The sequence below is a fragment of the Vibrio artabrorum genome (genome assembly GCF_024347295.1).
GTDB classification, from domain to species: domain Bacteria; phylum Pseudomonadota; class Gammaproteobacteria; order Enterobacterales; family Vibrionaceae; genus Vibrio; species Vibrio artabrorum.
Genome location: NZ_AP025458.1, coordinates 2,613,946 through 2,631,309 on the forward strand (window position 1 = coordinate 2,613,946; position 17,364 = coordinate 2,631,309).

Here is a 17,364-nt window from a genome sequence, read left to right on the forward strand (position 1 = left end):
AAATGATCAAACTTGGCATCGTAATGGATCCAATTTCATCCATTAACATCAAAAAAGACTCTAGCTTTGCCATGATGCTTGAAGCTCAGCGTCGTGGTTACGAAATCCATTACATGGAAATGGATGATCTACATTTAGATCAAGGCGTAGCCATTGCTGACACTAAGGTGGTAGAACTCAAAGAAGATCCAAACGGTTGGTACGAATTTAAGTCAGAGCAAACTATTGCACTATCAGATTTAGATGCGGTACTGATGCGTAAAGATCCTCCGTTTGATACAGAGTACATCTACGCAACTTACATTCTTGAGCGCGCTGAGGAAAACGGTGCACTGATCGTCAACAAACCGCAAAGCCTGCGCGACTGTAACGAAAAACTGTTCACTGCTTGGTTCCCAGAACTGACCCCAACGACCATCGTGACTCGTAAAGCAGAAAAGATTAAAGAATTCCGCGAGAAGCATGGGGACGTGATTCTAAAACCCCTTGATGGCATGGGTGGCGCGTCTATCTTCCGCGTGAAGGAAGGCGATCCAAACGTATCGGTGATCATTGAAACCTTGACCAACCACGGTCAGAACTACGCAATGGCACAAACCTTTGTTCCAGACATCAGCAATGGTGATAAGCGTATTCTTGTGGTTGACGGTGAGCCAATGCCTTACTGTCTCGCTCGTATCCCAGCAAAAGGGGAAACTCGAGGTAACCTTGCCGCTGGCGGTACCGGTGAAGCTCGTCCGCTAAGTGACACCGATTGGGCTATCGCAAGAGCCGTGGCTCCTGCACTAAAAGAGAAAGGCTTAATCTTTGTAGGCCTGGATGTTATTGGCGACAAGCTGACAGAAATTAACGTGACTAGCCCTACTTGTATCCGTGAAATTGAAGCCGCTTTTGATATTTCAATTACGGGTAAATTAATGGATGCAATCGAGCGTCGCGTTAACACTAAATAGCCTAAACTAAAGAAAGCCTTTGCTATTGCAAGCACAGACGTCATTAGGCACAGAATTGATGAGCGGCTCTACGCCGCTCTTTTTCCTTTACTGGGAACACACTGGCAGGAGGCTCTATGAATTTAACGAACCACTTTCTGGTCGCTATGCCCGGAATGAAAGACCCTTACTTTCAAAATTCGGTGATCTACCTTTGTGAACACAACGATGAAGGTGCGATGGGCTTAATGATCAACGCCCCTATCGACGTCACTGTTGGTAGCATGCTTAAACAAGTTGAGGTTGATTCTGAGCAACCGAAATCCAATCAAGCAAGTCTTGAGAAACCGGTATTGAATGGTGGACCAGTCGCAGAAGACCGTGGGTTTATTTTGCACAAACCTAAAGGCAACTACCAATCCAGCATCAAGATGACTGATCAAATCTCGGTAACCACCTCAAAAGATATCTTGATGGTGTTAGGGACAGAAGATGAGCCGATGAATTATTTAGTCGCACTCGGTTATGCAGGATGGGAACCGGGACAACTGGAAACCGAACTGACCGAAAACTCATGGCTAACCGTTGAAGCCGATCCAAAGGTCATCTTCGATACGCCTATTTCTGAACGCTGGAAAGTCGCCGTGCAGATGCTAGGTATTAATGCGGCTCAGCTTTCAGCAGACGCTGGTCACGCCTAGCTCAAATCGGCTAAATAAAATAAACAGACACTCTCAAACACAGATAAATTTGGAATCCCCATGTCACGAACAATTATGGCATTTGACTACGGTACAAAAAGTATCGGCAGTGCGATAGGACAAGAAGTCACAGGCACCGCAAGCCCTCTCAAAGCTTTTAAAGCCAAAGATGGTATCCCAAACTGGGACGATATCGAAAAGCAGATTAAGGAGTGGCTGCCTAACCTAATTGTGGTTGGTCTTCCGACCGATCTTCATGGTAAAGATCTAGCTGCGATCACACCAAGGGCGAAAAAGTTCGCCAACCGTCTAAAAGGACGCTTTGGTATTGATGTGGAACTGCATGATGAAAGACTTTCTACGACAGAAGCAAGAGCCGATCTTTTTGAAATGGGCGGTTATAAAGCGCTAAGTAAAGGTAATGTCGATAATCAATCCGCCGTTGTTATTCTAGAGAGCTGGTTTGAAGCACAATATTCTTAATGAGAATTAAGTGAGCGAAATTTAAGCTAACTTGTGATCCCACTCGAATTTCACATCGTAATGTCGGTGCAATTCAAAATCAGAATGTGGGAGTTCACATGAAAATTTTTCTAGCCATCTTCGCCGCTCTAGCATTATCAGCATGCAGCTCAATGGGTGGTGGATCTGCCGGTTATACTGGCGAACAATATCCGACTAAAATCAAATTAGAAAAAGAACGTGGTTACTCAAGTGACAACAACCGTTTCGGTATGTACTGAGCGTCACTTTGAATGAACGAAAACCCGCCTAGATGCGGGTTTTTATTGGTACCAATAAAGTACTTCTAATCCATATCAATCTTAACGTCTGCCAATGGTCCCGTTCCATAATCTATATCACCACATCGAGTTTTTAGCATTAAGCGTAAGTCATTAGCAGAATCGGCACCATGAAATGCATCTTCTTCGCTGATCTTGCCTGCAACCACTAAATGATACAAAGCTTGATCAAAGGTTTGCATACCAATTTCCTTCGATTTCGCCATGGTTGCTTTTAGCTCATGGAGATCGCCACGACGAATCAAGTCAGACACTCGTGGGCTATTCAACAGAATTTCAAATACACCATGGCGCCCGCTGCCATTCTTATCGCGAATGAGTTGCTGAGCCACGACACCACGTAAATTCATCGACAGATCAAACAAGAACTGCTCTTTTTGCTCTTTCGGCACCAAGTGAAGAATACGTTCTAACGCTTGGTTGGCATTATTGGCGTGCAGCGTTGCAATACACAAGTGACCCGTTTCAGCAAAGGTCATCGCATACTCCATCGTTTCGCGGCTACGGATTTCGCCAATCAAGATCATATCTGGTGCTTGGCGTAATGAATTCTTAAGCGCAATTTCATAACTATCAGTGTCGAGCCCGACCTCACGCTGAGTCACAATGCACTTCTTGTGCTCGTGGACGAACTCAATTGGGTCTTCAACGGTCAATATGTGCCCTGAGCGGTTAGCGTTACGATAACCTGTCATCGCAGCCATTGAGGTTGATTTACCAGAACCTGTTGCCCCAACCACCAGCACCAGTCCACGCTTCGCAATAGAAAGATCTTGTAGTACATCTGGAAGCTTTAACTGTTCAAACGTTGGGATATCGGTCTCGATGCGTCGAATAACCGCGCCTGGAAGCTCTCGTTGAAAGAATGCACTAACACGAAAGCGACCAAAGTCCCGCACAATGGCATAGTTCGCCTCACGCGTTTTTTTATATTCATGACGCTTCTCTTGATCCATCATCATATCAAGTAGCCGAGTAACCTGAGTGACATTCAGCTTCTCTCCTTGAGGCCGTAATTCACCATCTACACGAAACAGGAGCGGTGCATCAACGGTGATATAAAGATCCGACGCTTTTTGAGACAGCATTCCCTCAAGGATTTGATTCAATTCCATTTTGCTCACCTTGATTAAAACATGGAGGATTCAATTTCGATCTTTTTCTCGACTTCCTCTGGATCAACCAAGCCTTGCGCCATCAGTTGTTTCGCATTTTGCTCCATGGTTTGCATACCATGAGCTGCGCCCGTTTGAATGATCGAGTACATCTGTGCAACTTTATCTTCACGGATCAAGTTTCTGATCGCAGGTGTCGCCATCATGATTTCATGGCAAGCTACACGGCCACCACCGACACGCTTTAACAGCTTCTGAGCAATCACTGAGCGCAATGATTCAGACAGCATGGAACGAACCATACCTTTATCGCTACCCGGAAATACATCGATAATACGATCTATGGTTTTTGCCGCAGAACTGGTGTGTAGAGTTCCGAAAACTAAATGCCCTGTTTCAGCAGCGGTTAGCGCTAAGCTAATGGTTTCTTGATCACGAAGCTCCCCCACAAGGATCACATCAGGATCTTCACGCAGAGCACTGCGCAACGCCGCTTTAAAGCTGTGTGTATCACGGTGTACTTCTCGTTGGTTAATGAGACATTTATTGTTGGTGTGAACAAATTCAATCGGATCTTCGATCGTTAATATGTGCTTATTATGATGACGGTTTACATAATCGACCATCGCTGCCAGTGTTGTTGATTTACCCGAACCTGTTGGCCCAGTGACGAGCACTAAGCCTTTTTCGTAGTTAGCAATTTTTTCAAATATTTCAGGTGTGCCTAACTGCTCTAAAGTTGGAATTTCCACTGGGATGGTTCGAAAAACAGCCGAGCAACCACGAGATTGATGAAAAGCATTCACACGAAAACGACCAACGTTGGGCAATTCAAAAGAGAAGTCGACTTCCAGCTTCTCTTCAAACTCACCACGCTGTAGATCGTCCATAATATCAAACACCAAACGATGCACATCTGCATGACTCAAAGCTGGGATTCCAAGCTTCCTTACTTCACCATCTATACGTACCATTGGAGATACACCCGCAGAAAGATGTAGATCTGACGCGTTATGCTTTACACTAAAATCTAGTAACTCAGTGATATCCATTTATTTTCCCTTAAGTAAAGTCAGCTATGAGTAGTATTCAACAAAATATCGAACAAATCACCTCACAGATTCGTAGTGCTGAGCAAAAGTGCGGACGATCTCCAGAGTCCGTGCAACTTTTAGCCGTCAGCAAAACGAAACCTATTGATGTGATTCTAGAAGCGGCACTCGGAGGCCAAGTTGCCTTTGGTGAAAACTATGTTCAAGAAGGTGTCGATAAAGTAAAACACTTTTCAGAACAACATTCTAACCTAAATTTGGAGTGGCATTTTATTGGTCCAATTCAATCCAATAAAACCCGCCCAATTGCGGAAAGCTTCCAATGGGTACATTCTGTCGACCGCGATAAAATTGCCCAAAGGCTCAATGATCAACGCCCAAGCGGACTTCCGCCTCTACAAGTCTTAATTCAAGTCAATACCAGCGGCGAAAAATCGAAGTCCGGAACATCTGAAGAGACAGTTTTTGCGCTCGCAGAGTTGATTTCGTCGCTTCCAAACCTCACTTTAAGAGGGTTGATGTCGATTCCAGCAAATGTCTCTGACTATCAATCACAACTTAATGCATTTTCTCAACTGGCCGAGCTTCAACAAAAGCTTGCTGCGAAATATTCAAACATTGATACCCTTTCGATGGGCATGAGTGGCGATATGGATGCTGCCGTTGAGGCTGGTAGCACCATGGTTCGTATTGGTACAGCTATCTTTGGTGCTCGAGATTACGTGAAATAGTGACAACAAGTCGCGACGAAAACGATAAGTATTGATATCGCTTCGCTTTGACCGCGCAGCGACACGCTCAGGATTGTATATATGGAACATAAGAACATCGCCTTTATTGGGGCGGGAAACATGGTTCGCTCAATTGTAGCGGGCTTAGTGGCGAGTGGTTATCCAGCGCAAAAGATTACAGCAACAGCGCCCTCAGACATTAGAAGGCTGCCGTTAGAACAAAAGTATGGCATCAATACCACCAGCGATAATATTGCCGCAGCACAACAAGCAGACGTTGTTGTACTGTCAGTGAAGCCACAAATGATGGCTGATGTATGTAAACCCTTACAAGATATCGACTTCAGCAACAAACTGGTTATCTCGATTGCTGCGGGTATTAATGCGAAACGACTCAATGAGATGTTAAACTGCCAGCTGAACCTTGTTCGTGTCATGCCAAACACACCATCATTGCTTGGTAAAGGGATGAGCGGTCTATATGCCGATGCAACCGTTAGCCAAGGTGATAAAGAGTTCGCTTCTCAGCTGATGCAAGCCGTAGGTGAAGTCAGCTGGGTTAAGCAAGAGTCTGGAATCAACAACATCATTGCGGCGGCGGGCAGTGCTCCGGCTTACTTCTTCCTGTTTATGGAAGCGATGCAAGCTGAAGCAATCAAGCAAGGCTTTGACCAACCAACCGCTCGTAAATTAGTGCAGCAATCTGCATTGGGTGCGGCAGAGATGGTCGTAGCAAACCCAGAGACTGAATTATCAACACTGCGTGAGCAAGTGACTTCAAAAGGCGGCACCACCGCGGAGGCACTGCGCACGTTTAACGAGCATCAACTCTCAGATATCGTAGCAAAAGCCATGCAAGCGGCTGTTGCTCGCGCTGAAGAGATGGAAAAACTGTTTTAATACTCATTACTGTACAAAGCATTTTGTCGCTTGAGTTATACCTAAGTGGCAAGTCAATCCGAAAAAGGAAACAATATGAACTCGATGAGCTTTTTGATCTCGACCGTTTTTGATCTCTACATCATGGTTGTGATCTTGCGTATCTGGCTACAAGCATCACGTGCTGATTTCTACAACCCATTCTCACAATTTATCGTTAAAGCGACACAACCGGTTGTTGCCCCACTACGCCGAGTTATTCCATCAATCGGCAGCCTCGACCTTGCAACGGTTGTATTCGCTTATGTACTGTGTGTACTGAAGTTCGTCGCTCTAAACCTGATTATCTCTGGCGGGGCTGCAGTATTTGATATCAGCTTCCTGATCTTTGGCGCACTGTCTCTAGTTAAAGCCGCGGGAGGGTTAATCTTCTGGGTTCTACTTATCCGTGCAATCCTAAGCTGGGTAAGCCAAGGCCGTAGCCCTGTTGAATACGTATTTCATCAGTTGACTGAACCAATGTTAATGCCGATTCGTCGTATCCTACCGGACATGGGTGGTTTCGACTTAAGCGTATTGGTTCTGTTCATTGTTCTACAGTTCGCCAACTTTTTAATGGGCGACATGGTTGGTCCTATTTGGTATCAACTATAATTTAAGTACGAACCTCAGGTACTTTGACGATGCCAAAAGCGGTTTGGGCCGAGGAGGACGATATTCTTCTTAGGCTCTATATTCAACCCAAAGCAAGCCGCGATAAAATCGTCGGCTTGCACGGTGAGGAACTGAAAATTGCCATTACCGCTCCGCCGGTTGATGGCAAAGCCAATGCCCATTTAGCGAAATATCTTGCCAAGCAATTTAAGGTCGCTAAAGGACAAATTAAGATAGAAAAGGGAGAACTCGGTAGGCACAAGCAAGTTCGAATATGCTCGCCAAGCCAAATCCCAACTGAAGTCAAAGCCATCCTATGATGGCTTTTTGCTATTTATTGGAGTCATTATGCGTTTATGGATAACAGCACTACTTACTGCTCTTGTTGCCTTACCCAGCTGGGCTGGGCAGTTTAAGAATATCAAGGATGTCGAGGTTCACTACTCAGCTTTCAATTCCACGTTTCTAACGGCACAAGTCGCTAAGCAATACAAACTGAAACGAAATGGTTACTCAGCCATTCTCAACATCAGCGTGTTAGACAAAGCATCCCTAGGCAAGCCGGCGACAACGGCTAAAATTACCGGAACAGCAAAGAACCTCGTGGGAAACACCCGTACTTTGAAGTTTCGTGAAATAAAGGAAGGCGATGCCATTTATTACCTAGCAGAGTTCCCTATCACTCACGAAGAAAACATCACCTTTAACATTGAAGTTAACGCAGGCTTGAAAGGCACAGGCCCACTGCGCTTCACACAAAAATTTTATATAGAAGAGTAAGATCCTCTTACTTTCCTATTCACTCACTTATTAGAGTCACATTTCCATGAATAAGATTGTTTTAGCAACAGGTAACCAAGGTAAAGTTCGCGAGATGGCAGATATTCTGTCTGAGTTTGGTTTCGACGTTGTCGCGCAAAGTGAATTTAACGTTTCAGAAGTCGCTGAAACGGGCACAACGTTCATTGAAAACGCCATCATCAAAGCTCGCCACGCCGCGAAAGAGACCGGCCTCCCTGCCATTGCGGACGACTCTGGTTTAGAAGTCGATTTCCTTAATGGTGCACCTGGCATTTACTCAGCGCGTTACTCTGGTGAAGGGGCGACCGATAAGCAGAACATCGAAAAACTATTAGATGCGATGCAAGGTGTCGACGTTGAAAAGCGTACTGCACGTTTCCACTGTGTGTTGGTGCTAATGCGTCACGAGAATGATCCAACCCCTCTAGTGTGTCACGGTAAATGGGAAGGTCGCATCCTTACTGAAGAACACGGTGAGAATGGCTTTGGCTACGATCCTATCTTCTTTGTTCCAGAAGATAATTGCGCATCCGCTGAGCTTGAATCGTCACGTAAGAAGCAACTATCACACCGTGGCAAAGCGCTTGCGTCACTGTTCAAAGCCCTCAAGGAGCAAGCTCTGTAATGCACAATGCAGCGCTAATACCACCAGCACTTAGCCTTTATGTGCACATCCCATGGTGTGTACAAAAGTGCCCGTATTGTGATTTCAACTCGCACGCACTGAAAGTCGAGATCCCAGAAAAAGAGTACATCGATGCGCTGCTTGAGGATCTCAATACTGACATCGAAAAATATCAACTCAATGATACGCCTCGCCCATTGCATTCAATCTTTATTGGCGGCGGCACACCGAGTCTATTTTCTCCTGAAGGAATTGGTCGATTGCTGCAAGGCATTGAACAACGTATCCCGTTCAAACCTGAAATAGAAATCACCATGGAAGCCAACCCGGGGACCATCGAAGCAGAGCGCTTTGCCGGTTACCAAAAGGCAGGGGTAAGTCGAATCTCGGTGGGCGTGCAAAGCTTTGAGCAAGAGAAACTGGAAAGACTTGGCCGTATTCATGGTCAAGATGAAGCGGTCAATGCTGCTCATTTAGCACATAAGATCGGATTAAATAGCTTCAACCTAGACTTAATGCACGGCTTACCCGATCAGAGTATTGATCAAGCGTTGGCTGATTTAGACAAAGCGATCGAGCTCGCTCCTCCGCATTTATCTTGGTATCAGCTAACAATAGAACCTAACACCATGTTCTATTACAAAACGCCAACCCTGCCTGATGATGATGACCTTTGGGATATCTTCGACCTAGGCCATAAGAAGCTCGCTGACGCGGGTTATGTGCAGTACGAAATTTCAGGCTACAGTAAGCCGGGATATCAGTGCCAACATAACCTCAACTATTGGCGCTTTGGTGACTACTTAGGTATCGGCTGTGGCTCTCATGGCAAGCTGAGTTTTGCAGATGGACGCATTGTTCGCACCACTAAAGTTAAGCACCCGAGAGGCTACCTAGCGGCGTACCAGAACATGGTAAAGCCTTATCTATCCGATGAATTTGAAGTGCCGAATGAAGACCGCCCTTTTGAGTTCTTCATGAACCGCTTTAGGTTAATGGAAGCGTGTCCAAAGCAAGATTTCATCGATACGACTGGGCTTGATTTTGACTCGATTCAAGAAACGATTGAATGGGCAAAAGAGCTAGGCTACTTGAATGAAACCGACAGTCATTGGCAGATCACTGAAAAAGGAAAACTGTTCCTCAACGATTTGCTGGAAGCCTTTATGGCAGAAGAAGACGAATAGTTCGAGATTCGAGATTCGAGATTCGAGATTCGAGATTCGAGATTCGAGATTCGAGAAGTATTACGTAAGGGTTGGCTTTAGGGTCAACCCTTTTCTAATTTGCGCGTCAACAAATAATAGATTCCCGATTACGCTCCTGCGTCGCTATTGGGAATGACGGGCATCAAACAAGTCTTATCCCCAAAAAGTTAGGGGCCAGTGCGTCGAAAGTTAAAAACAACACCGTCATCCTCAAGAACGAGGGGCGAGTGAGTTGGGGAGCTCTTGCAAATGTCCCCCCCCCAACTTAAAAGCGCTTTTAGAAAATAGAACGCCCAATACGCTCAGAAAGCAGCTCTAATGCCTTAGTGCCAGCTAAAGAGTTACCAGAAGGATCCAGTTCTGGAGACCACACCGCAATCGTCATTTCGCCAGGTACGATAGCAATAATACCGCCGCCAACACCCGATTTACCAGGCATGCCAACACGATAAGCAAACTCACCCGCTCCATCGTACAAACCACATGTCGCAAGTAACGCATTCAATTGCTTAGTCTGAACTGGGGTGATGATCTCTTTCTTGGTTTGAACCGACACACCTTTGTTTGCCAAGTAGCTAAAGGTTTTTGCCAAGTCCACACACGTCATTTTAAGCGCACAGGCATGAAAGTAGTTATTCAGAACAGGGATAACATCATTTTCAAAGTTACCAAATGAACGCATCAAGTACGCGATAGCCGCATTACGATCGCTGTGCATCATTTCTGACGCCGCTACAACCTTGTCATACACAATATGCGTATCGCCTGATAGCTGACGCACAAACTCCAATAAACGGTGTCTCGGTGCTGACAGGCGGCTTTGTAATAGGTCTGCTACGACAATAGCACCCGCATTGATAAACGGGTTGCGGGGAATCCCCTGCTCCATCTCAAGCTGAATCATCGAGTTAAAGGCTTGACCAGAAGGCTCTTTGCCTACTCTTTGCCAAATCTCTTCAGGCTTATATAGCACCATAGCTAGCGTCAGGCTCAAGGCTTTAGAAATAGATTGCACAGAAAATGCTTCTTCAGCATCGCCTGCTTTAATCACCTCACCTTCATTGGTGTATACCGCGATCGCCAGTTTCTGGTTCGATACACGAGCCAGTGCAGGGATATAATCAGCGACCTTTCCCTGTCCAATTAAAGGACGAACTTCGTCTAAGATCTCGGCCAAAATAGCTTGAGTTGGTTTCATGTGCGCTTACTTCTATATTGTTATTTTTGTAGGGGTGTAACATATACTAATCGTAGTAAATAACTGCTCACTCTAGCTTGTTAAAATACTCGATAACTGCGTTAGAATTTTTGATTGTAGAGTAACTACTTATCGAAAAATGCTGCCTTGTTCTCAAGCCTTTTTCCTACGCTATTTCTGATCACTTACTTACTGTGATTGGTATTAATTTCTGTCGTTAAGCCTTTACTGGTATAAAAGCCTAAGGACAAAAAAGCCAACATTACAATAATGTTGGCTTTAATCAATCCCATAAAGTGTCGGGGTTAAATCCTAAATCGGACTACCCTTCACTCATTTGATTCGGAGTTACTTAGTACGCTTGAACTTAATGTCCCAAACACCATGGCCTAAACGGTGGCCACGTGCTTCAAACTTCGTTAGCGGGCGCTCATCCGGACGAGGGATGTAATCGCCATCTTCAGCGATATTCTCGAAGCCTGGAGCTGCGTTCATCACTTCAATCATATGTTCGGCGTAGTTTTCCCAGTCTGTTGCCATGTGGAAAATACCAGTATCAAGTTGAAGCTTACCGCGAACCATCTCTGCAAACTCAGCCTTAACGATACGACGCTTATGGTGACGAGCTTTGTGCCATGGGTCAGGGAAGAACAGTTGCAGCGTATGCAGGCTGCTATCTGGAATCATGTGTTCGAATACTTCTACTGCATCATGACACATGACACGTAGGTTAGTGACACCAGCATCGCGAGCAGTACCTAAACACGCCCCCACACCCGGGCTATGAACTTCAATCCCTAAGAAATTTTTCTCAGGTGCGTTCTTTGCCATTTCAACCAGTGATGCACCCATACCGAAACCAATCTCGAGTACAACCGGGTTATCGTTGCCAAAGACTTCTTTCCAGTTAAGAAGCTCTGGGTTGTAGTCGATACCCATTGTTGGCCAACATTCATTCATCGCGTTCTCTTGGCCTTTTGTTAAGCGGCCTTCGCGGCGAACAAAACTACGGATCTTACGAACCAGTTTGCCGTCTTCAGTATATTCGTTAGTGGTCACTTCACTCATTGATTTTTGCCTGCACATTGATTAATCAAAGCGGGGATTATCCAAAGAATTGCCTCCGGTGCAAGTCTTTCCGTGGATAAATTCCCACACAATTTGTCTGTTTTACATCCAACGTTAAGTGTGGTGCAATTTCGCTTCTAATAATAGCAAAGCATAGAGCATGTCGTGACTCCTTTCGCAACCGCCATATTAAAGTGGTATGACGCCTACGGGCGTAAAGAATTACCTTGGCAACAAAACAAAACCGCCTACACCGTTTGGCTATCTGAAATTATGCTTCAGCAGACTCAAGTCGCCACGGTGATTCCATACTACCAGCGCTTCTTGGAGCGTTTTCCTACGGTTATCGATCTAGCGAATGCCGAACAAGATGAGGTACTCCACTTATGGACAGGACTTGGTTATTACGCACGGGCTCGTAATCTACATAAAGCAGCCAAAATAGTTGCTGAGCAATATGGTGGGGAATTTCCGCTGTCTATCGAAGAGATGAACGCGCTACCGGGCATCGGTCGCTCAACTGCAGCTGCCGTGCTGTCATCGGTTCATAAGCTGCCTCATGCGATTCTTGATGGCAATGTAAAACGAACGCTTGCGAGAAGCTTTGCCGTTGAAGGTTGGCCGGGGCAAAAGAGAGTCGAGAACCAGCTTTGGGAATATGCAGAGGCACACACTCCGAACAAAGATGTCGATAAGTACAACCAAGCAATGATGGACATGGGTGCGATGGTTTGTACCCGTAGCAAGCCTAAGTGCACCTTGTGCCCAATTGAAAGCATGTGTGAAGCCAAGAAGCTTGATAGACAGCTCGACTTCCCAGGCAAAAAGCCCAAGCAAGAAAAGCCAGTAAAAGAAACATGGTTTGTGATTCTGTATCACGACAACCAAGTGTGGCTCGAACAGCGCCCTCAATCAGGTATCTGGGGCGGATTGTTTTGTTTCCCTCAAAATGAAAACGCAGAGATCGAACATCAACTGGATCTTCGTTCGATCAAAGACACTCAAACAGCTTCGATCAAGACAATGATTGCGTTTAGGCACACTTTCAGCCACTACCACCTCGATATCACTCCCGTATTAGTGAAATTAGATAAACAACCAGATTTGATAATGGAAGGGACTAAAGGTCTCTGGTATAACTTATCAAAACTGGAAGAAATTGGCCTAGCCGCTCCTGTAAAGCTGCTTATTGAGAGCCTACCCTTTGAACTGAACGACGACGTTTGAATCAACGAACGCGATAAGAGGAACCACTATGAGCCGCACTGTATTTTGTGCTCGCCTTCAAAAAGATGCTGAAGGCCTAGATTTTCAACTTTACCCAGGTGACTTAGGTAAGCGTATCTTTGACAACGTATCTAAAGAAGCTTGGGGACAATGGCAAAGCAAGCAAACTATGCTTATCAATGAAAAGAAGCTAAACATGATGGATCCTGAGCATCGTAAACTTCTAGAAACAGAGATGGTAAACTTCCTTTTCGAAGGTAAAGATGTCGTTATTGATGGCTATACTCCGCCAAGTGAATAAGGCATTTATTTAAGCAATTTTTAATGACATCATGGTTAACGCTGCGATGTCATTTTTGTTTGAGGAACTATGAAAAAGCTAAGTTACTTCCTAATAACCATGTTGTTAACTGGGTGCAGTCGTGAATTTGTCGAAAGCCTTTATGATGTGAATTACGAGCCCACCAACCGATTTGTAAGTAATTTGGCAGAACTCCCTGGTCAATTTGAAAAAGACACCGGAGCACTAGATGCTTTGATTAATAGCTTTTCAGGTAATATCCAAAAGCGCTGGGGCAGCAGTGAAGTAAAGATGGCAGGTAAGAGTAACTATGTGAAATACATAGACAATTACTTAAGTCGTTCTGAAGTCAACTTTAGTCAAGGTCTGATCACCGTTGAAACCGTCTCTTCAACTGAACCGAAAAAACACCTCAAAAATGCGATTATAACGACACTTCTCACACCAGATGACCCCGCTAATGTCGATCTATTTTCGTCTAAAAGCATTAAGTTAGAGGGGCAACCTTTTCTCTACAATCAAGTCGTTGATCAAGAAAAAAAACCGATTCAATGGACATGGCGAGCCAACAAATTTGCCGACTACCTGATCGCCCATAACTTAAAAGTTAAGGAAGTCGACTTTAAAAAAGCCTACTACGTTGAGATTCCAATGGTGGCCGATCACGCCAACAGACGAAGCTACAAATACGCTGATATTGTTCATCGCGCATCCCAACGTTACGACATTCCTGAAGACTTGATTTACGCCATCATCAAAACAGAAAGCAGTTTTAACCCCTACGCTGTGAGCTGGGCGAACGCCTATGGCCTGATGCAAGTGGTTCCTAAAACCGCCGGCCGAGATGTATTTAAACTCGTAAAAAACAGGTCTGGAGAGCCAAGTCCTGAGTATTTATTCAATCCAGAAAACAATATTGATGTTGGCACCGCATACTTTTACATACTTAAAAATCGTTATTTGAAAGGCGTAAAGCACCCGACAACTCTCGAATACAGCATGATCTCAGCATACAATGGCGGCACAGGAGGTGTCCTTAACACCTTTAGCAAAGACAGAAAGCGAGCAATGCGAGACTTAAATTCGTTGCAACCTAGCCAAGCTTACTGGGCTCTGACAAAGAAACACCCAAATAAAGAGTCACGACGATACTTAGAAAAAGTAACAAAATTCAAGAAAGACTTTAACCAAGGTAAAACGTAAGCCTCACTTTTGAATAAAAAAACAACGAATGAACGTTTTTTTTAATTATTTTAAAAAAAGGTGTTGACGGTTATGCAGAAAATCCGTTTAATAGCGCTCCGTTGCCCGGATAGCTCAGTCGGTAGAGCAGAGGATTGAAAATCCTCGTGTCGGTGGTTCGATTCCGCCTCCGGGCACCACAGTTTGAATTGTTGGTGTCATAACCCTTTTAAAAGAGTCACTACACGAACAAAAGCATAAAGAATTTAGTGTGCCGACTTAGCTCAGTAGGTAGAGCAACTGACTTGTAATCAGTAGGTCACCAGTTCGACTCCGGTAGTCGGCACCATTCTTTTGCCTCGATAGCTCAGTCGGTAGAGCAGCGGATTGAAAATCCGCGTGTCGGTGGTTCGATTCCGCCTCGAGGCACCATTATTTGGTGCTTAACGAATAATTCCCCTTTAGTTCAGTTGGTAGAACGGCGGACTGTTAATCCGTATGTCGCAAGTTCAAGTCTTGCAAGGGGAGCCAATTTAAAGAACTTCATTGTATATGAGGTTTTCGTTGAAGAGTTTGACTCTTCAAGCAAAGAATTTAGTGTGCCGACTTAGCTCAGTAGGTAGAGCAACTGACTTGTAATCAGTAGGTCACCAGTTCGACTCCGGTAGTCGGCACCATTCTTTTGCCTCGATAGCTCAGTCGGTAGAGCAGCGGATTGAAAATCCGCGTGTCGGTGGTTCGATTCCGCCTCGAGGCACCATTATTTGGTACTTAGCAAATAATGGTCTTTAATAGACCTGATGTTGACACAAATAATTCCCCTTTAGTTCAGTTGGTAGAACGGCGGACTGTTAATCCGTATGTCGCAAGTTCAAGTCTTGCAAGGGGAGCCACATTTAAAAAAGCCAAGTCGAAAGACTTGGCTTTTTTGCATTTCAGCGTAAGCCCTCTCTAGATCACCAATCACATCTAAGACCTTCACAATAGCAACTAAATTCCCCTTAAACCTCAACGCATTTAAACTCGTTGATTATCACAAAAAAGTAACAAGCCCTCGTTCTATTACTTTTTTTTCTTCGAGAATTTAATCTATATCATGTTTTGTTACCTTTCTAATATCTGCCCTAGACCACTTAGATTAAGATTCAATGAATTATATTATTGAATCGCGGCTCGGGAAAATATGAAACTAAAAACGCAAGCTTACTTACTATCGGGCATCATCTTGATAGCTCTACTAGCACTAACTGCCACTGGTTTATGGACCTTGAGAGTCGCTAGCAACATGGACAACGAAGCTCGCGTGACAGAGCTATTTAAGAGTGCATACAGCATCCTCACTGAAGTTGAGAAAATGGCAATTGATGGCACACTAGAAGAAGAACAAGCTAAACAGCTTGCTATTCGCCTTCTACGTAACAACATCTATAAAGACAATGAATATGTCTACGTTGCGGACGAGAACATGACGTTTGTCGCGACACCATTAGATCCTCAACTACATGGGACCAGCTTTAACGATTTTAAAGATGGCAACGGTAATAGTGTTGGCCAACTGATCCAAAGAATACTTGGTAATCGTACTGGCCAAATCATTGAGTACACTTGGACACAAAAACTACCAGATGGAACGATTGAAGAAAAACTGTCTATTGCAGAAAAAACGCCACATTGGGGCTGGGTTGTAGGTACAGGTATCGGCTTCAACGAAGTGAACGCACGTTTCTGGTCTACCGCTCAATGGCAACTATTACTGTGCGTCGTTATTGCAGGTCTAATTCTTTCTAGTTTAATCGTATCTATTAAACGAATGCTAGCGCTTCTTGGTGGTGAGCCTAAAGACGTAAGAGAGGCTGTACAAGCCGTAGCACAAGGTCGAATTCAAACCTCTTTCGAAACTCAGGCAACGGAGGGTAGTATTTACCACGCCGTACAAAAAATGAGTCAATCTCTGGCAGAGCTCGTCTCAAACCTTGACTCTTCTATGCTGGCATTGAGAGGAGAACTGCAACGCGTAGAAGATCGTGCCGGCTCTATCGCTCAACTGACAGAAACGCAACAACAATCAACTGAGATGATCGCGACAGCAATGACCGAGATGGCCTCTTCAGCCAATAACGTTGCCGATTCAGCTAGCGATACCGCACGAAACACTGATGAGGCGGATAAACAGAGCCTACACACTCAACAGCTGATCCACAACACAGTAGATAACATTCAAGGCTTAGCAGGCCAACTAGGGACAGCGAGCCAAGCTGTCGCTAACCTAGACAACGATGTAAACAACATTGTGAAAGTCTTAGATGTGATTGGTGATATAGCGGAGCAAACTAATTTGCTAGCACTTAACGCAGCCATTGAAGCAGCTCGAGCGGGCGAACAAGGTCGTGGATTTGCGGTTGTGGCAGATGAAGTTCGAAACCTTGCAGGCCGAACACAATCAAGCACCAAAGAAATACAGTTAATGATTAATAACCTTCAAGAAGGATCTCGCAACGCAATTCAAACTATGGAAGTTTGTGCTGCGACCAGTGAAAGCACTGTGACAGAGTCTCAAAGCGCCTCTGAAGCACTACAACAGATTGTCATCGCATTAGAGTCTATTTCATCAATGAGTCATCAAATCGCGACAGCGGCCGCTGAGCAGACTCAGGTGAGCGATGATATATCAAAACGTATCAATATGATCGAAGAAAGTGGTAACCAACTGAGCAATGTCGTGACAGAAAGTCATAACAGCACCCAAACTCTCAGCTCCCTTTCCAACGAATTAGAAGCTTGGGTTAATCGGTTTGAAGTAAAACACTAAACTCTCGAAAAAATTCGTAGATATAAAAGCACGTTTTCATACGTGCTTTTTTTTATTTCGCACCCATTCCGTGTAGTT

19 protein-coding genes and 7 tRNA genes are annotated in these 17,364 nt (G+C 44.7%); 22 read left to right on the forward strand and 4 right to left on the reverse strand.

Annotation, left to right across the window (positions count from 1 at the left end; genetic code table 11):
• Positions 1–2: 2 nt before the first annotated feature.
• The 4 genes from gshB (at position 3) to OCU36_RS11695 (ending at position 2,376) form a co-directional block, all read left to right on the forward strand.
• Positions 3–953 carry a glutathione synthase gene (gene gshB / locus OCU36_RS11680; RefSeq protein ID WP_261838146.1) on the forward strand — a complete coding sequence of 317 codons (951 nt, stop codon included), beginning with the start codon at positions 3–5 and terminating at the stop codon, positions 951–953.
• Positions 954–1,069: 116 nt separating this feature from the next.
• Positions 1,070–1,633 (forward strand): YqgE/AlgH family protein, encoded by a 564-nt coding sequence (locus tag OCU36_RS11685; RefSeq protein WP_261838147.1) that lies wholly within the window; start codon positions 1,070–1,072, stop codon positions 1,631–1,633.
• A 60-nt stretch (positions 1,634–1,693) separates the two neighbouring features.
• Entirely contained in the window at positions 1,694–2,116 is a 423-nt protein-coding gene (gene ruvX / locus OCU36_RS11690; RefSeq protein ID WP_261838148.1) for a Holliday junction resolvase RuvX, read from the forward strand.
• A 98-nt stretch (positions 2,117–2,214) separates the two neighbouring features.
• Positions 2,215–2,376 (forward strand): hypothetical protein, encoded by a 162-nt coding sequence (locus tag OCU36_RS11695; RefSeq protein ID WP_261838149.1) that lies wholly within the window; start codon positions 2,215–2,217, stop codon positions 2,374–2,376.
• Positions 2,377–2,441: 65 nt separating this feature from the next.
• Here OCU36_RS11695 and OCU36_RS11700 read toward each other — a convergent pair whose 3' ends face one another.
• Positions 2,442–3,551: a PilT/PilU family type 4a pilus ATPase gene (locus OCU36_RS11700; RefSeq protein ID WP_261838150.1), complete on the reverse strand. Its 1,110-nt coding sequence runs from the start codon at positions 3,549–3,551 to the stop codon at positions 2,442–2,444.
• 14 nt (positions 3,552–3,565) lie between these two features.
• Positions 3,566–4,603, reverse strand: coding sequence for a type IV pilus twitching motility protein PilT (locus OCU36_RS11705; RefSeq protein ID WP_261838151.1), 1,038 nt, complete (start codon positions 4,601–4,603; stop codon positions 3,566–3,568).
• Positions 4,604–4,629: 26 nt separating this feature from the next.
• Here OCU36_RS11705 and OCU36_RS11710 point away from each other — a divergent pair, with 26 nt between their 5' ends.
• The 7 genes from OCU36_RS11710 (at position 4,630) to hemW (ending at position 9,480) form a co-directional block, all read left to right on the forward strand.
• Positions 4,630–5,334: a YggS family pyridoxal phosphate-dependent enzyme gene (locus OCU36_RS11710; protein ID WP_261838152.1), complete on the forward strand. Its 705-nt coding sequence runs from the start codon at positions 4,630–4,632 to the stop codon at positions 5,332–5,334.
• 81 nt (positions 5,335–5,415) lie between these two features.
• Complete coding sequence (proC, locus tag OCU36_RS11715; protein WP_261838153.1) at positions 5,416–6,234, forward strand: pyrroline-5-carboxylate reductase; 819 nt, start codon at positions 5,416–5,418, stop codon at positions 6,232–6,234.
• 75 nt (positions 6,235–6,309) lie between these two features.
• A complete protein-coding gene (locus tag OCU36_RS11720; RefSeq protein ID WP_261838154.1) occupies positions 6,310–6,867 on the forward strand; it encodes a YggT family protein in 558 nt (185 codons plus the stop codon).
• 29 nt (positions 6,868–6,896) lie between these two features.
• The gene (gene yggU / locus OCU36_RS11725) at positions 6,897–7,187 is read left to right on the forward strand and encodes a DUF167 family protein YggU (RefSeq protein ID WP_009847703.1); all 291 of its coding nucleotides are present in this window, start codon (positions 6,897–6,899) and stop codon (positions 7,185–7,187) included.
• A gap of 28 nt (positions 7,188–7,215) precedes the next feature.
• A complete protein-coding gene (locus OCU36_RS11730; RefSeq protein WP_261838155.1) occupies positions 7,216–7,647 on the forward strand; it encodes a DUF4426 domain-containing protein in 432 nt (143 codons plus the stop codon).
• 46 nt (positions 7,648–7,693) lie between these two features.
• Positions 7,694–8,293 carry an XTP/dITP diphosphatase gene (locus OCU36_RS11735; RefSeq protein ID WP_261838156.1) on the forward strand — a complete coding sequence of 200 codons (600 nt, stop codon included), beginning with the start codon at positions 7,694–7,696 and terminating at the stop codon, positions 8,291–8,293.
• Entirely contained in the window at positions 8,293–9,480 is a 1,188-nt protein-coding gene (gene hemW, locus OCU36_RS11740; protein ID WP_261838157.1) for a radical SAM family heme chaperone HemW, read from the forward strand. Before OCU36_RS11735 ends, hemW begins: the two co-directional genes overlap by 1 nt.
• Before the next feature lie 298 nt (positions 9,481–9,778).
• Here the strand turns inward: hemW and glsB are convergent, their stop codons facing one another.
• Together glsB and trmB are read right to left on the reverse strand one after the other, a co-directional pair.
• Positions 9,779–10,699, reverse strand: coding sequence for a glutaminase B (glsB, locus tag OCU36_RS11745; RefSeq protein ID WP_048605849.1), 921 nt, complete (start codon positions 10,697–10,699; stop codon positions 9,779–9,781).
• A gap of 348 nt (positions 10,700–11,047) precedes the next feature.
• The gene (trmB, locus tag OCU36_RS11750; RefSeq protein WP_261838158.1) at positions 11,048–11,767 is read right to left on the reverse strand and encodes a tRNA (guanosine(46)-N7)-methyltransferase TrmB; all 720 of its coding nucleotides are present in this window, start codon (positions 11,765–11,767) and stop codon (positions 11,048–11,050) included.
• A gap of 165 nt (positions 11,768–11,932) precedes the next feature.
• On the opposite strand from trmB, the gene mutY reads away from it, so the two are divergent.
• The 11 genes from mutY (at position 11,933) to OCU36_RS11805 (ending at position 17,286) form a co-directional block, all read left to right on the forward strand.
• On the forward strand, positions 11,933–12,994 hold the full coding sequence (mutY, locus tag OCU36_RS11755; protein ID WP_261838159.1) for an A/G-specific adenine glycosylase: 1,062 nt from the start codon (positions 11,933–11,935) through the stop codon (positions 12,992–12,994).
• A gap of 28 nt (positions 12,995–13,022) precedes the next feature.
• Positions 13,023–13,295 (forward strand): oxidative damage protection protein, encoded by a 273-nt coding sequence (locus OCU36_RS11760; RefSeq protein ID WP_010435637.1) that lies wholly within the window; start codon positions 13,023–13,025, stop codon positions 13,293–13,295.
• A gap of 69 nt (positions 13,296–13,364) precedes the next feature.
• A complete protein-coding gene (gene mltC / locus OCU36_RS11765) occupies positions 13,365–14,498 on the forward strand; it encodes a membrane-bound lytic murein transglycosylase MltC (protein ID WP_261838160.1) in 1,134 nt (377 codons plus the stop codon).
• 103 nt (positions 14,499–14,601) lie between these two features.
• Positions 14,602–14,677: transfer RNA gene (locus OCU36_RS11770), tRNA-Phe, on the forward strand.
• A 73-nt stretch (positions 14,678–14,750) separates the two neighbouring features.
• Positions 14,751–14,826, forward strand: a tRNA-Thr gene (locus OCU36_RS11775).
• 7 nt (positions 14,827–14,833) lie between these two features.
• Positions 14,834–14,909 (forward strand) — tRNA-Phe (locus OCU36_RS11780).
• Positions 14,910–14,932: 23 nt separating this feature from the next.
• Positions 14,933–15,008 (forward strand) — tRNA-Asn (locus OCU36_RS11785).
• 70 nt (positions 15,009–15,078) lie between these two features.
• Positions 15,079–15,154 (forward strand) — tRNA-Thr (locus OCU36_RS11790).
• A 7-nt stretch (positions 15,155–15,161) separates the two neighbouring features.
• Positions 15,162–15,237 (forward strand) — tRNA-Phe (locus tag OCU36_RS11795).
• A 57-nt stretch (positions 15,238–15,294) separates the two neighbouring features.
• A tRNA-Asn gene (locus OCU36_RS11800) sits at positions 15,295–15,370 on the forward strand.
• Positions 15,371–15,660: 290 nt separating this feature from the next.
• The gene (locus OCU36_RS11805; RefSeq protein ID WP_261838161.1) at positions 15,661–17,286 is read left to right on the forward strand and encodes a methyl-accepting chemotaxis protein; all 1,626 of its coding nucleotides are present in this window, start codon (positions 15,661–15,663) and stop codon (positions 17,284–17,286) included.
• The last annotated feature ends 78 nt before the right edge of the window (positions 17,287–17,364 follow it).